Source organism: Streptococcus sp. 20925_1_69 (genome assembly GCF_041432365.1).
Lineage (GTDB): Bacteria > Bacillota > Bacilli > Lactobacillales > Streptococcaceae > Streptococcus.
Genome location: NZ_JAPVZL010000010.1, coordinates 77,582 through 93,986, shown reverse-complemented (window position 1 = coordinate 93,986; position 16,405 = coordinate 77,582). Strand labels below are relative to the sequence as shown.

Here is a 16,405-nt window from a genome sequence, read left to right as displayed (position 1 = left end):
CCTTTGTCAGTAACAACAGCTTCTGGTAATGCCGGTTGAACTGCGGGTTCTACCAGATTACCACCAACGGGTACTGTATGTTTAGGCTTCTCTGCTTTAGGAGCCTCGTCTGGAACAGTACCTACAGGTTCAGTGTATGCTTGTTTTTCATGAACTGCTGGCTCTACAAGGTTTGCTCCTATTGGTTGCGTATAGTCAGGTTTGTCTACTTTAGGCGCCTCGTCTGGGACTGTACTTACAGGCTCAGTGTATTTAGGTTTCTCAGCTTTAGGCGCTTCATTAGGGATACTTACCTGAGTTTCAGATACTGGAACATTCTTTGTCCCCTCATCCTTATGTTGAATTTCTGAAATTGCATTATCATCAAGGGATAAGTATCCAATATAACGATATCCAGTAATTTGAACTACTCCTTCATTACTTGGAGCTTTCAAAGGATTGCTTATATCGAGAGCTTGCATACTAGAAAGACTAATCAGTCCGATAGTAGTAACTAAGAACAGACTAGCAACTTTTTTCTTTTTATGAACTAAAAGAACTAAACTACCAACAGCTAATAGACCTAAAGCTGTAAGCACAGAAGTCGATGAACCTGTTGCAGGAAGAGCTTCCTGCTGATAAATAAGAGCATAACTTGCTTCATTATCAGTAGGAATTCCTGCTTGAATCTTGCTTTGTTCTTCCTTTGTAAGAGCGTTTTTTTCAACATAGTGATAGGTAGAAGCATGAATGACTGACGGTGCAACCAAGACACTTCCGAGTAACACCGAACCAACAATCCCACAGATTTTTCGGATCGAAAACCGTTCTTTTTTAAATAATGACAAGCGTAATCACCTTCTTTAATTTTATTTCCTAACAGTAAACACTATTTTTTATTCTCAAAAATTGAACTTCTAAAATCATCGGTTTTATCTAGATAAGCCTTAAATATTGCTTTCTTCAACTTATGAACTGCACTGTCAGTCTCAGGATTATAGTTATTCCAATAATAATAATTACGTTCTTCTGCATCCTGTAGAACAGCTTCATCCATTAGTTGTTGTAAATCATTTACTCTTTGAATGGTCTTGGTGGCATTACTCATCCATGATTGCGTCGGATCTTTAAAAGTAACTTTAGTTAAATGATTAAACTGAGCAATGCGCTCTTGATACATAGCTTTTTTAAAGGCTGCCCAAGATGGATACTTACCATCAAATAGCTTTTCTAAAACAAGTTTATCTGTCACCAATCCTCGTTCTTTACCATAAATAGTTATTTTTTTACCATTTTGTTTAGCAAGGTCTTCATATTGATTTGAAATATATGGTACCATACCATCTTTAAAGCCTTTAGCAGCCAAGAGTTCATAAGCCATACGACGGCCCATCAAGTCGCCAGGTGTTCCTATATCACTACTTAATGCTGCATAAATCGGCGCAAATAATTTAATAGTGAAGTAGCCATTTCTTTCATATTCTTTAGACTTGTACTCACGAGCTGATAAGATATTATGGTCAATCAAACTATCAAAGTTAGTCAATTGTTGGGCCTCTTCTTCTGTCAATGTTTTGACTACGTTAGTGGCGTAAACCTCATTTCCATCTGCTGGATCTTTCACATACTTATTCTCAATTTTTCTGAGAGCTTCCATTTTCTGATAAACATTCAGTTTCTTAACGATTGATTGTCCTTCAAGATATTCCAACATATAAACGACATCAAACATATTGTGGACATATTGCTTCAAATCATCAGAGTTTTTAAATCTCGTAGTTGGATCAAGTATTTGTAATCGTTGTCCTTCTGTACTATCAGATTTTGAATGTTTCAAGATTGAGTTAATGGTAATGGTCGCATCATCTGGATGGTCTGGTGCTTGTAATAAGCCTTTAGCAAAAAACTCTGGTCCCAAGCCACTTCTTCGACCATAGCCACCAAGATAAATTTCCCTATCAGAGTTATGTGTCATTTCATGAGTATATGTTACCGCACCAGATTTATCTAACATACGATAAGCCATGTAGTAGAATGCGTCACCCGTTGCATATGCACCATTAGCATTGTGAACAACATTATTTCCAGCAGGGCCAAAGAAGTTTTTAATAGCTGGATGATTAGTTTCAAAATTAGCTTCTTGTAACTTATTATCTTTATCATTTCCAAATCTAAATGCATCATAGACTGGGACACTTCTAAATAATTTTTCTTTATTTTCTTTATCTAGAATTTTATACCAATAATCATAATGATCTCTAAATCGTTTAGCCGCTTCTTTTGCATTATCTTCTACAAATTTATTTAATTTCTCTCCCTTAGGATGTTCAGGACTTCTATATCTATCATAAGCACCAAATCCTATAGTTGAAATATTGGCGATCATAAATATCATTTTTTCTTCTGGTAAAGTTAATAACGGTAAGACCATACTTTGATATTTCCATGATGGACTAGTTAATCTATCATAAACACCTATAGAGTGTTCTGTTCCTTGTTCTGACTGCTTAGAACTTACTTCAGGAATAGTAGATTTTTCTTCAACTATATAAGCTTTAGATTGTTTTTTAAACCAGTCGTTATTAGAAGTAGTTGGTAGAAATACTTTTCTATAACCTTCTAATGCTTTAAATAAACTTTCAGTTCCATAATTTTTCGCTAATAATACATTATAAGTAATTACATTATTTTTCGCTAATAAATTATTAAAGCCAGACTTACCTAATTCAATAACATTATCTAATGCAGAACTATTAGACTTACCGAAGAAATCTAAATGATATAATACTAAATCTTTAGCACTCGCATTATCATATTTAAAATTATACCAACGTTCTAGATAAGTTAAACCTAGAAGTAACGCTTCTTTATTATTCTTAATTTTTTCTATTACATAATTATCAATTATTGAATTACTATTTTCAGCTATTGCCGCATCAGCAGAAAGAAGTTTTGATAAACTATCTTCAATGTTTGCTTTTGTTTTGTCGAATTGTTCATCTAGATATAATTCAGTTAATTTTATGTCATTAGAAATATCTAAGACATTTCTAACTCCAGCTGAACTATATTGAACAGATTTCAGGTCATTTAAAACAGCGTTTACAATATTATCATAATTATGCAACAGCGTATTAGGTGTGTATATTAATTTTGTATTAGCTATTTCATATTCTGCTACTTTAGAGAAATCTTGTAGATATTTTATATTTAATGTTTGAGAAGTATTATCTGAATAATGAAGTAACAGCTTATTAATACTAGCTTTATGTTTATTAATATCAGAAATTACTTCTTTCTCATGCATCGGAACTACAGACACAAGCTCTTTAGTAAATAAATCATTATTAGTGTCCACTAAATTACCATATTTAACAATTGTCTCTCTATTATAGAAAGGTAATAGTTTCTCAATATTTTTATATACTTTCAACCTAGAAATATCAGCATCTTTTAAATTTCTATAATCCGTTTTATATTTAGAAGAGAAGTTAAAGTCTTCTGTTTTAATATCATTTTTATGAACAAGTTCAGCTTTTTTCTCCAGAACTTTATTATTTTCTAATACAGTTCCTCTTTGCATTTCTGAATCTCTACTTAGTACTTCATCATCTACTTGTACTACATTGACTACCTTATTATTTTTATTACTATAAGTGTTAGTTGCTCTTATTCCTTTAAAATCATAACCAGCAATAGCATTACCGTTCGTAACATTAACGTCACTTAATACATTTGTAAGTTGACCTGAGTTTCTTTCATCTGATGATTCTCTATCCCAAAGATACCCTGCAACTCCTCCAACATAACCAAAATGTTTTACATTATTAAGATTTCCTTCAACATAACTATTACTAATTGTCGCTTTTTTATCAACAACACCTGCTATACCACCAACAACCTGGTCTCCTGTATTAGCATTTGTCGCCATATCGATAGATGAAATTGATCTATCAATCAAAGCACTAACTCCTGAAAGTTTTCCTACTAAACCACCTATTTGATAAGTAGCTCTTGTATCATAAGTATTCGTTATTCTACCAGTAAAACTACTATTAGAAATTGTAGAGTTAGTTACTTGTGAAACTAAACCACCCATGCTACGTTCACCAGCAATTACACCAGATGAGTGAACATTTGTAATTGTAGTACCATTATTCGCCTCTTTAGCAATTGTGGCAGCATCTTCTTTAGAAGAAACATTTACTTCTTTTATTGAAAGATCTCGAATATTAGCATGATTTAAAACATTAAATAACGGTTTTTTCAGATTATATATAGCATAGTTCTTATCATTGTTTGAACCTATTAATGTACCACTAAATTCGTGATTAATATAACTTTCTTTACCATCTGGAAGATCTACTTCACGAGCATCTATAGTCGCCCCTAGGCGGAACGTACCATGTGGGTTACTATTCATAGCATCTACTAGATTTTTAAATGATGTATAAACTCCATTTTCACTACTTACCGTCTTAGGTAGGTAGTAAGTATAATTTTCTAAAGTACTATTGTTTTCGTATTGAATTAAATCATTAGCTTGTCCTACAATTTTATAAACATCTTGATTATCTTTTCTAACGCTCTCAATACTCTTAACTGGCAACATAACATCTTTAAAGTTCTCTGATTTTACTTTCATAAAGTAATCAGTTGGAGTAGTTGGAACACTCGCAAGTGAAGTTACATGTCGATATTTATTATTTTCTACTGTATATAATTCCACGTTTGAAACATTTCTAAGTTCTAGTTTCTTGTCGACTTGTTTTTCTTCTTTAATTTTATCTTTAGGACGTTCCGCTTCCCCATTTGTAGGACTTGCCTCATTTTCATGTTTAGTCTCTTCTGCACTTGCTTGTTCGATTTTACCAGTATATTCTTTCGGTGCTTCTACTTTCTCTGGCTCGACTATCGCTCCAGCTTGTACACCTGTGTATTCTGGCAGTGGGGCTACTTGCTCCGGTTCAACGACCGCTCCAGCTTGCACACCTGTGTACTCTTTGGGTGGTTCTACTTGTTCCGGCTCAACGACTGCTCCGGCTTGCACGCCTGTATATTCTGGTAGTGGGGCTACCTGTTCTGGTTCACCTTTATCACTTACCACAGTATCTGGCGACTCTGGTTGAACCTCAGTCTCACCTTTGTCAGTCACAACCGCTTCCGGTAGCTCTGGTTGGACTGCTGGTTCGCCTTTGTCAGTTACAACTGCTTCCGGTAACGCTGGCTGAACTTCTGGTTCACCCTTGTCTGTAACAACTGCTTCGGGTAACTCTGGTTGGATTGCAGGTTCAACTACTGCCCCTGCCTGGGGACCTGTGTATTCTGGTAGTGGTGCTACCTGCTCTGGTTCAACAATAGCTCCGGCTTGTGGTCCTTTATATTCTGGAAGCGGTGCCACCTGTTCAGGTTCACCTTTATCACTTACCACAGTATCTGGCGACTCTGGTTGAACTTCTGGCTCACCCTTGTCAGTCACGACTGCCTCTGGTAACGCTGGTTGAACTTCTGGTACGCCTTTGTCGGTTACAACTGCCTCTGGTAACGCTGGCTGAACTTCTGGCTCACCTTTATCGCTTACAATTGCTTCTGGTAACTCTGGCTGAATTGCCGGTTCACCTTTATCTGTTACAACTGCTTCTGGTAATGCAGGTTGGACTACGGGTTCAACAATAGCTCCAGACTGTACCTCACCATGTTCTGCACCAGTCTTAGGTTGTTCCTTCATTACTTGAGCTTTTTTAGTACCTTTTTCGACTATTCTTAAAACAGGCGCAGTCGTTGAGGTTGAAATAATTTCTCTAGAAACTTCTTCCTTGTTTACAGAGAATATTCTGACGACTTCAACTTTCTTACCTAATTTGCCTTCTTGTTTTACTCTTACAGTTCCTTCAGCTAAATCAGGATTCTCCTGAACTTCTTCTTGAAAATCTATTTTTGTTTCTATAGTTTCATCACGATATAAGAGTTCAGGTTTGTTCAACTGACCTGATAGAACTTCATCTTGTGGATTTAGTGTATTTACCCCAGTCTTTTCTTTTGGAGCAATCTTCTCGTCTTTCTTCGTTTCTAGATTCTTATGTTCGGCTAATTGTTCTTGAGAATTTGAAGATTGTTTCTCTTCTTTTCTTGGATTGGTTAATTCTGTAGAGAGAGTTTTTTCAACTACTTGGACTTCTGTGGATTTAGTTGAAGAAACAAGTTTTTCTTTCTGAATAGTTTGTACCTTTGATGGATTCTCTACAAAATTCGGTGTAACATTATAATCCACCTTTTGTTGAGTTTTGGGAGTAACTACTGATTTCTCTTGATCACTTACTTTAGATTCAGAAGTTATGTTCCCCTCTTTGATATATCCAATATAAGTGTAACCTGAAATGTCTTTAGGAAGAGGTAATTTTTCTCCAGAGGTCAATTCATAGTCCGTATTATAATTCAGTAAAAGATTATTTTCTAAAGCATGAGCCGATATAAGAACACCATTTCCTATTCCTGCAACCAATACTAAATGTAATACTGTTTTATTCTTAACTTTTTTCTTAGAAACGGCAAAAATTAAAATCCCTAGAGCAGCTAAGCTAGCACCAGCAACCAAGGTTTGCATATCATTCTTGCTTCCAGTATTTGGCAATTCTCCCAATTGATTCTGGGAACTTAATTTATAAACAAGATAATAAGTCTCATCATCATTCTCCACGTATGTCGGAATATCATAGACAAGCTGCTTCTTGTCTTCTGATGATAACTCTGACTCTGTCACATATTTATAGTGAACACCTTTAGTCTCTTGAGCTTCTACAGATGAACTACCTAATACAGACATAAAAAATAAACTTGAAATCGTCGCAGATACAAGTCCTACTGATAATTTTCTAAATGAAAAACGCTGCTGTTTTTCACCAAAATACTTTTCCATGATTCCTCCTTGAAATAAAATTTATATTTATGTTACGAAGACCTTTAATATATTAGTGTATTATCTATAAAAAAGGCGTCACACTTTAATTATACTCTTAATTTACCAAAAAGTCTTAAAATTGGGTTGCGTTTTCATACTTTGTTTTATATATAAAATACCAAGTAGTAGTTTTGCAACTCCCTATTATTTTTTTCATAAAAGAACACCTACCATGGCATTTCCACGGTAGGTGTTACTTATATCAATAATCGTTCTAAAAATGGTTTGATGCAGTTGAGGAGAATTCCTTCTATCCAGCTTTCCTGTGCTGAGGATAAATGTTCTGTCTGAAGGCTTTCTTTTAGAAAATCTCGGACTTGTTCTGGTGAGATTTCAAACTCAAAGGCTTTCATTTTATAGAAAAAGTCAAGCAGATGATCTGACAGATATTCAGTCGAAAAAGGTACTTCTCCGCTTTTTCGATATTCTAATAAGAGCCGAGCAAATCTGGATTTTTCTTCAGGTAGATCACGAAAATAGGCATTGAGGAGCCAGGTCTGCTTCTGCTTTCTTTCAATTGGATCTTGGGGTGCAATTCGTTGGTCTTTTTCCAACTCTTTTTGGTATTGTTTGGCCTTGATAGCCCGTTCTGTCCGATTTTTACCAAAAAGAATTTTCTCCCACTTTCGTTCTTCTTGAGTCAGTGTCTCTGTAAAGCCAAAGTAATCTTGATAGGCACGCTCTGCTGGGCCCATAGCTAGAACCAGATTGTCTGCATATTGCTTGGCGATTTTATCCCTCTTCTTGCGTTCTTTCTCTGCCTGGATACGGAGTTCTTGTTCGTAGTCAATTTTCTCCTTGCCTAGCTTGACAAGGTAGAGTTGGTCATCTGATTTTCCAAGTAAAAAGGGTTTGATACACTTTTCAAGGACTTCTTCCATCCGAGCCTTCTTCTTGGGCTCTGCCTTGGTCCAACTTCCTCCTTGAAAGACTTCTAAGAAAAGCTGGTAGTCTCTCTCAGGTGCAAATTGATTTCCACGATTGGGTTTAAAAACACCTTTTTTCCAGAGCCACTTTAGAAGACGCTCGTCAAAGTCACTTTTATTGACCTTGATTTTCTCCTTTTTCTGGGCTTTTCTGGTCAGATTTTCAACCTTTCTGAGCAGTTTTTCTTCCTCTTCCAGTTGCTGGTCAAGGGACAATCGATGAAAATGACGAACACAGTCGCTACCAATTGGAAAGAGGCGTTGACCTGTGACACCGTTAAAGAGTTCGTAGGCGTACTTGATGGCATTTCCACAGACACAATTGCTACGGCCAATACCGTTAAAAATCAGGGAAACTTCATTCCATTCCTTGGTAGCTTGTTCCCAAGTATCAGCTTTTGAAGCCTGTAAAACCGCATCGTGCAGGGATTTTCTAACTGGAAGTGTCATGAGGTCTCCTTTCTAAATTATACTTTTACAACTTGAACCTCGTCTTTACCGAGTAAAATCAAGTATTTCTCTATATTTTCAATCGAATAGGCTCGAGATAAAGCCTCTCCGTATAAGGCTAACTGACCACGATAGCGGTCTATGAGTTGACTTGGTTCATCATAGCGGTCTGTCTTATAGTCGAACAGAACAATTTTGTCTTCGTAAAGTAGATATCCATCAAGGATACCACGGACAACAAAGTCTTCCTGACTCTTTTGGTCGCGTTTGAGCATGGAAAAAGGTTGCTCGCGGTAGAGATGGCTGGTATTAGCAAGACTCTCCTGACCAAGTGCTGTATCAAAGAATGCGAGAATTTTAGAAAGATTGATCTTGTCTCTCACAGTTGGACTAGTCTGAACTTGTTTGAGAGTTTCTGTTAGGCTAGCAAGCGTTGGTCGCTGGCTGAGGTCAATTCTCTGCATGAGTTCGTGGGTAGCACTACCAATCTCAGCTCCTGTTACCTTTTCTTTGCTTGAAAAATCTGGCAAATCAAAGCTGATTTTCTTGCCTACTGACTGACCTTGACCTGCAATCTCAACACCATCCATATCCATAACAGGTTCGTAAAATTTCTTGATTTGACTTGGGGTTTGAACGCTAGGAAGTTCAATGGCTGCGCGGTGAAGAGTATTATAGACTTCCACCTCTTTCAGCATTTCAAGGGCTTCTTTGATAGTTTCTGACTGACGGTTATCTGCTTGAGAGCTATCTTGTAGAGGGCTCTTGTTTTCCAACTCTCCGATAGCTTCTCTGGTCAACTGATCTTCTCCAACAAAACGATAGCTAAAGTTGAGATAATCCTTGGCAAACACTTTACTGATAGCCCACATCCAATCTTGGAAATTCCTTGCTTGCAGTCTAGTATTGCTATTTAGTTTTCCATTTTTAGCTACTGGGTATTCCTTGGCTTCCAGCTTTTCACGAGATCCCTTGCCGACAAGATAGAGCTTTTTCTCAGCCCTCGTCATGGCAACATAAAGGAGACGCATCTGCTCTGAATAGCTTGCTAGCTGTAATTCCTCTTCGTTCTGCCTATAGGTCAAGCTAGGAATGGAGAGTTTGATGGTTTTAGGATAGTGATCTTCCACTGCTCCTGTCTCCATTTTAGCAATGTATTTGACACCTAGTCCATTTTTACGGCTGAGAATGACTTCTGACATAGAGTCTTGCTTGTTAAAGTCTTGATCCATATTGAGGATAAAGACGTAAGGAAACTCTAGCCCTTTACTCTTGTGAATGGTCGTGAGCTCTACTGCATCTTTTGGCGGTGCGACTGCCACGCTTGCAAGATCGTGCTGGGCTTCTAGGACCTTGTCAATCATGCTAATAAAACGTGACAAGCCCTTGAAATTGCTCTTTTCAAATTGATCAGCACGCAGTGCTAGTGCGTAGAGATTGGCCTGTCTAGCAGGACCATTTGGCAAGGCTCCAACATAGTCATAATAAAAGCGGTCGTTATAAATCTTCCAAATCAGGTCATAGAGGGAGTGGGTTTTGGCATACAAGCGCCAAGAAGCCAAGATATCCATGAATTGCTTTAGTTTCTCAGCTAGAGCTGAGTGAATCAAGACTTTTTGACTACTTACCTGTTTTTGAGCATTGACTAGCTTATCATAGAGATTCTCTTGGATTTTGTCCTCTGCTTTCTGAAGAGACAAACGTGCCAACTCGTCCTCATCAAAACCAAACATTGGAGACTTCATAAGGGCAACCAAGGCGTAGTCTTGCAGGGGATTGTGAATGACACGAAGGGTGTCTAGCATGACTTGCACTTCTAGGGATTGGAGATAATTGTTTTGCTCTCCGTCGGTTTTGACAGGAATCCCGTACTCAGACAGGGCTAGAAGAATCTGGTCATTACGACTGCGACTGGAGGTCAGAAGGGCAATTTCTTTAAAGGCAACACCTTGTTCCTTATGGAGTTTAAGGATTTCCTTTATGACCAGCCGCATTTCGCCTGTTAGTTTCGTTTCTGTTTGACTCTCTTCTTCCTCACCTGTATCGTCCTTGTCGTAGAGGAGAAATTCTGCCTTGTTGTCTGGATTGGGAGTCAGTTTGGTATTGGCAAAAACAAGCTGGTGCATGTTATCATAGTTGATTTCGCCGACCTCTTGGTCCATAAGACGTTCAAAAACATCATTGGTTGCTGACAGTACTTCTGAGCTACTACGAAAATTTTCCTTGAGGAGAATCAGCTTGCCCTCTTTTGGATTTTGCGCATAGCGTTGGAATTTCTCATTGAAAATCTGCGGGTCTGCCTGACGGAAACGATAGATGGACTGCTTGATATCTCCTACCATAAAGCGATTGTGACCATTAGACAGCAATTCCAACATCCGTTCTTGAATGTGGTTGGTATCCTGATACTCATCGACCATGACTTCGTGGAAGCGATCCTGATAAGCCTCACGAACTTGCGGGAATTTCTCTAAAATCTCAATGGTGTAATGGCTGATATCAGCGAATTCAAAGGCATTTTCCTGGCGTTTTCTCTGACGATAAGCTTCCACAAAATCGCTCATGAAAGATTGGAAGGTTTTAGCTAGTTCCCATGTATCTCCATGATAACGTTCTTGATAGTCGAGAATGGTTATCTGATCTGCTAGTTGTCCTAGTTTAGAAAACTGGGTCTTTCTTTCTTCGTTGTAGGCATCAGCCAGGGGCTTCAAATCAGCCTTGCGACTGGCATTCGTCAGAGCTCGACCATTTTTCTCTTTCGAAATGGCGACAACACGCGCAAGCGCCGTTTGATAAGCCTGACTATCGGACTCTTGATTTAAGGAGCCAATTTCATCTAAAATCAACTGAACATTTTCTAAATAGGCTGCCTTTGGAAACTCCTTGGCATCATTATCCAGATGATAACGGAAGAAACTTTCCAAGTCCCAAAGGGCTTGCCGGATTTGCTCGGTTAGTTTTTCTTTTTCACTGGTAAAATCAGCTTTCCCAAAGCCTTTGAGGAAAGATTCACTCAGCCACTTTTGAGGATTACTAGTGGATTGGAGGAAGTCATAAATTTTATAGACTTGCTGACGCAGCCCCCGTTCATCTTTTCCACGTCCAGCAAAGTTTTTCAGCAAATGACTAAAGTTCTCTTTCTGTTTACCTTGGTAATGGGCTTCAAAAACCTCATGAAAGACTTCATTTTTTAAGAGCAGTTGTTCGCTTTGGTTTTGTAAAATACGGAAATTAGGAGCAATATCAATCAGATAGCCATGTTTACCAAGGAATTTTTGTGTGAAAGAGTCCATGGTTCCGATGGCAGCATTTGGTAGGTCTGCCAACTGGCGTCCCAAGTGTTGTTTGAGGTCAACATCGCTACTTTCTTGGATTTGTTGGCTGATTTTTTTCTCCAAACGTTCCTTAAGCTCTGTGGCAGCCTTGACGGTAAAGGTCGAGATGAAGAGTTGACTGATTTCCACACCACGCGCCAATTGGTCCAGAATACGTTCGGCCATGACAAAAGTCTTCCCAGAACCAGCCGATGCTGAAACCAGGATATTCTGACCAGAAGTATAGATAGCTTCGATTTGCTCGGCAGTTTTCTTCTGTTCCTTGCCCGAATGCGCTTCTGCTTCTTGCAGTTTTTTAATTTCCTCCTCACTTAAAAAGGGAATGGGATTCATCAATTCAACTCCTCTCTTATTTTTTCAAACCAAGCTTGCTTGAGTTTTTCTCCGACTAGACGCTTGCCATCAGCTAAGTCCAACTTTTCTAGAAAACGGGCTTGGCCCAAGTGGTAATTGGCTTCAAATCCAGTGATGGCTTGGTGTTGCTGAACATACGGTGCAATACTTCTGCCATTTTCAGTATAAGGGTTAATGGCGAACTGGCCTGCTAAAATCTTCTCAGCCGCTTTTTTATAAAGATGGGCATTGTAGTCCAGTAGGAGCTGGAATTCCTCCTCCGTCAGCTGATTGGCCTTGTTTTTATTGTAAAATTCACCCAAATGACAGCTTTCTTTTTCTAAAAAGAGCCCTTGGTATTTCATTGACTTGCTGACTTCTACTACTGCACCTGCCAGACTTTTAACGGCCATCAGAGATTGGACAGGCTCAGCCATTTCCAAGTACATAGCGCCGAAAAAGTTCTGCTCCCCTTCTTTTTTTAGGGCAGCTAAGTAAGTTGGTAACTGGGAATTGAGTCCATTAAAGAAATGAGGAAACTGGAACTGAGTTAGACTAGACTTGTAGTCTACTACTCCTATCGCCCCATTAGCTTTCAAGCGGTCAATGCGGTCAACCTTACCTCGTACAAAGACACTCCGACCATTGTCCAATTGAATAAAGGCTTGGTCTTTTCCACCAAAATTTGCCTCTTCTTTAATAGTTTCGATGGCTGGATTGTGTCGGAGAATATGTCCAGTCGTCCGCGCAACATCAAGCAGAACTTCCTTGCTAAACTGGGCTTCCAAACTTTCTTGATAAATGGCTTCAAATTCGCGTTCTTGACTGGTTTCTTGAATAGCTTGTTCTAGACGGTTGTCAAAGGAACCTTCATCAGGCAACTGCAAGGCACGTTCAAAAATACGGTGCAAGAAATTTCCGTGACTACGGGCATCAGGACGTAGACGCAATTCCTCTTGCAAGCCTAAAACGTAGCGGAGGAAATAACTGTATTGGTTCCGGTAAAACTCCGTCAAACCAGAGGTAGACAGGTAAAACTCCTGTTCAGCAGGATAGAGAGCTTGCAAGGTGTCCTTAGCCAACTGCTTACTGCTTGGACTGGTTGGGAGGGCAGGATTTTCCAGACCTTGCTGGTCTAGTTTTTTACCCATGACACGCGCCAGAACCTTAACAAAGGTCAAATCTTGCTCAGTATCGCTCATCTCGGCCTGCTGGTGATAGGCAACCAGACTAGACAAAAGACTGTGATAGGACCCCATATCTTCCTTAGACAGCCCTTTGTGATTCATCTTCTTCTCTTTCCTGCTAAATCCAAAATGGATCAGCTCTTGAAGATAAGCTGATTCCTTGCTTTCACTTTCGTTAAAAAGGCTTGGAGCCGACAAGACCAACTGCTTACGAGCAGAATTGACCAAGGAAAGCATAGTATAGCGATTTTTCTTGAGGTTTTCACTGCTGGCAATCTGCAATTGCGCCCCATCTTCTGTCGCTTGGTTTAAGCTCTGTCTTTCTTCGTCTGTCAAAAGACTGGTGTTTTGCGCGATTTTTGGTAAATTGTCCTGAGTTAGCCCAATGGCGTATACAAAGTCAGCAGTCAGTGGTGCAATCAAATCGTAACTCTGCACCAGAACGGTGTCCACTGTCGCTGGAATAGTACGGTATTGGGACAAACTCATTCCAGAATGGAGCAAGGCTAGAAAGTCCTCTAGACTAACTTGCGAACCAGCAAAAACAGTCGCAAATTGTTCTAAAACATGACAGAATGCCTTCCAAACTTCAGTCTGTCTTTCCTGATCAAGAGCTTCCATAGTGGCTGTCAAATCTTGCAACTGCTTGGTCACCGCTCCCTCTTTTAGAAAGACATTCCATTTTTGTAGGAGATTTTCAGTCTTTTGTTTTCGACTGGCAAAGAGGGTTTCAAGAGGTGTTAAAATACGCAGACGAAGAGCATTTAAACGCTCTAAATCAAATTTTCCGTGATGGGACTTGGTGAAGGTTTGCTGAAAGGCTGGTAAGCCATTGATACCAAGATAGCGGATATATTGTTCAAAAGCATCAATATCAGCTTGACTAAGGTCGGTATACAAACCTGTTCTGAGGAGATTAATCAAATCTTCCTGACGGAAACGATAGCGTTTCAAAGCTAAAATAGACTCGACAAACTGTGTCAAGGGATGATGAGCCATGGATTCGCTTCTACCAAGATAGAAAGGAATCTGATACTGGTCAAAAATCGTTTTTAGAGATAATTGATAAGAAGCTACATCCCCCAAGAGAATACGAAAATGCTTGTAACTAAGGTCTGAGTTCTCATGTAATTTCTGACGAATGCTACGGGCTACTAGCTCCAACTCCTCCTTTTGCGTCAAGCAAGACCAGATTTGTAAGTTTTCACGGTCCTTATCATCTACATCCAATGTGAGTTCTGAAAAGTCATAAGAAGACTCCAGCAAACGAGAGGCCTTGTCAAAACTATCCATCTTCTCATGAGTTTGAGAATAATCCTGGGCAGGTGTTTGGTATTTAGAGGCTAGATGATGGAGAAACTCCACACTGGCTTGATAAAGATTGCCTTCAGCGAATGGACTGGTATAGGCTTTCTTACTAGCATAAGCCCCAATGACAACCTCAACACCCTTGCCATGAAGTAGGTCCACAATCCGCTCTTCCTCAGCAGAAAAACGGGTAAATCCATCAATAACCAAGGCGATTTGAGTAAAATCACTACTTACCTTGTCATTCTCAATAGCTTCAATCAAATGGGACAACTGACTTCCCTGAGCCAACTGCCCCTGATTGAGATAAGCCGTTACTTTCTCAAAAATCAAGAGTAAGTCTGCTCTCTTGTCCTCATCCGTCAAACTCTCCAAGTCCAAAAAACTCATCTGAGATTTGGTCATCTCGTGATAAAGATCAATCAACTGCTGGATAAACTGAGGATCCTGCTTGATAGCGCCGTATACTCGTAAGTCTTTGGGATCAAGTTCAGCAAGACATTTATAAAAGGCCATCCCAAGACCGATATCATCAAGACTGGTCTTGGCAGGCAAGTCATTCAAGACCAGGTAACGAGCCATTTGCGCAAAGCGCGTAACAGTGATCGCAAAAGAAGCCTGCTGGGACAAGCATTCCAGCACGGCGCGTTCCTTTTCAAAAGAAAGAGAGTTGGGGGCGATGTAGAAGACCCGCTTGCCCGCAGCAACTAGCTCTTCTGCCTCTCTTGTTAAAATTTCTGTCAAAGAAGTCCGAATATCAGTATAAAGTAATTTCATCTCAGCCTCGTTGGAATTTTTCATTACCTTTTATTATACCATGATTAGCCAGCCAAGTCTGAAAATAATCAGTTCTTGCTCATCTGTTGAAAAGAAAATGCCGGGAAATTCCGACATTGTTTTAGTAAGCTAATTTCCTGAAAATAGGAGTAACCATAAGTTCCAGAAAGCAGTGATATTGATGAGGATATGAACCACTATTGGATAGTAGAGAGTTTTTGTCATACGATACAATATAGCCAAAATAAGCCCTCCACTAGCATAAATGAAAAAAGCAAGAGGTGTTAAAGAGAAATTGATATGAATATAACCGAAAATAATAGCAGAAAGCAAGACATCTCCGTACCAAGGCGAATTTTTGAAAAAGGTTGTCATAAGCACACCGCGATAAATCAATTCCTCAGCAATAGGGCCGATGAAGCAAGCAATGAGCAAGAAATAGGGTAATTCCTGTCTCCCTATCATTTCTATCGTTTCATTCAAAGAAATTTGATTTGAAGACGAGGGTATGAAATAAGACAAGAGGAAGTCAGACATATACAAAGTGATGTAACCCAGTAAAAGGTAGATAAAATACCTCAGCTGCCACTTGAAATGAAAAGTCTTCTTTCCTGTAAAAACTAGTAGATAGATGACTGCTAATAAAAGAACTCCACTCTCCATCAAAAGCAGAATCTGAAAAAATTCACGACTTGCTGGTAGATACGGCTTTGTGAGGTGATTGAAAAGCCCCCAAAACCAAGTTGATTTGTAAAAAATTAAGGACAATGCTAGTAAAATCTGAATAGCCCGTTTTTTCATATTAAACCCTCTGCTTTCCTTGATAAGCATACAAAACACTTTGTTGAATCACAAGTTTAGTATAGCATATATTGGCGAAATATCCTCTTCAAATCATGAATTATTATCAAAACATCTTAAACTGTAAAATCAGTCCCCCCCTACCCTTTTACCATTATCTTCTCTAACAAAGGAAGACCTATGATTAAACTACTAGCCTTGGATATAGATTGATTTCTCCTAAATGAATCCAAAGCCCCCAAAAAATCAGGTGGTTTATTTAGCCTGAACCTTACGGAGCGAGACAAATAAAAGTCAGTATTGCTACTGACTCTTACATCATTTTAATTTAACAGGATAAATTTATGCTTC

Annotated in this window: 6 protein-coding genes; all 6 read right to left on the bottom strand. The window is 38.9% G+C overall.

What is annotated here, in order from left to right:
• On the bottom strand, positions 1-827 hold an 827-nt coding region (locus O3601_RS07790), incomplete at its 3' end, for an SIALI-17 repeat-containing surface protein (RefSeq protein WP_371472275.1).
• Positions 828-868: 41 nt separating this feature from the next.
• Positions 869-6,895, bottom strand: coding sequence for a ZmpA/ZmpB/ZmpC family metallo-endopeptidase (locus O3601_RS07785; protein ID WP_371472273.1), 6,027 nt, complete (start codon positions 6,893-6,895; stop codon positions 869-871).
• A 239-nt stretch (positions 6,896-7,134) separates the two neighbouring features.
• On the bottom strand, positions 7,135-8,313 hold the full coding sequence (locus O3601_RS07780; protein ID WP_371472271.1) for a hypothetical protein: 1,179 nt from the start codon (positions 8,311-8,313) through the stop codon (positions 7,135-7,137).
• A gap of 17 nt (positions 8,314-8,330) precedes the next feature.
• On the bottom strand, positions 8,331-11,981 hold the full coding sequence (gene addA, locus O3601_RS07775) for a helicase-exonuclease AddAB subunit AddA (RefSeq protein ID WP_371472268.1): 3,651 nt from the start codon (positions 11,979-11,981) through the stop codon (positions 8,331-8,333).
• Entirely contained in the window at positions 11,981-15,253 is a 3,273-nt protein-coding gene (gene rexB / locus O3601_RS07770) for an ATP-dependent nuclease subunit B (RefSeq protein ID WP_371472265.1), read from the bottom strand. Before rexB ends, addA begins: the two co-directional genes overlap by 1 nt.
• 129 nt (positions 15,254-15,382) lie before the next feature.
• Positions 15,383-16,054 carry a lysostaphin resistance A-like protein gene (locus tag O3601_RS07765; RefSeq protein WP_371472262.1) on the bottom strand — a complete coding sequence of 224 codons (672 nt, stop codon included), beginning with the start codon at positions 16,052-16,054 and terminating at the stop codon, positions 15,383-15,385.
• Positions 16,055-16,405 lie beyond the last annotated feature (351 nt).

Bases quoted from the DNA above. Each gene is read 5' to 3' on its own strand.
- O3601_RS07780 (WP_371472271.1), bottom strand. From the start codon at position 8,313: ATGACACTTCCAGTTAGAAAATCCCTGCACGATGCGGTTTTACAGGCT.
- addA (WP_371472268.1), bottom strand. From the start codon at position 11,981: ATGAATCCCATTCCCTTTTTAAGTGAGGAGGAAATTAAAAAACTGCAA.
- rexB (WP_371472265.1), bottom strand. From the start codon at position 15,253: ATGAAATTACTTTATACTGATATTCGGACTTCTTTGACAGAAATTTTA.
- O3601_RS07765 (WP_371472262.1), bottom strand. From the start codon at position 16,054: ATGAAAAAACGGGCTATTCAGATTTTACTAGCATTGTCCTTAATTTTT.
- O3601_RS07785 (WP_371472273.1), bottom strand. From the start codon at position 6,895: ATGGAAAAGTATTTTGGTGAAAAACAGCAGCGTTTTTCATTTAGAAAA.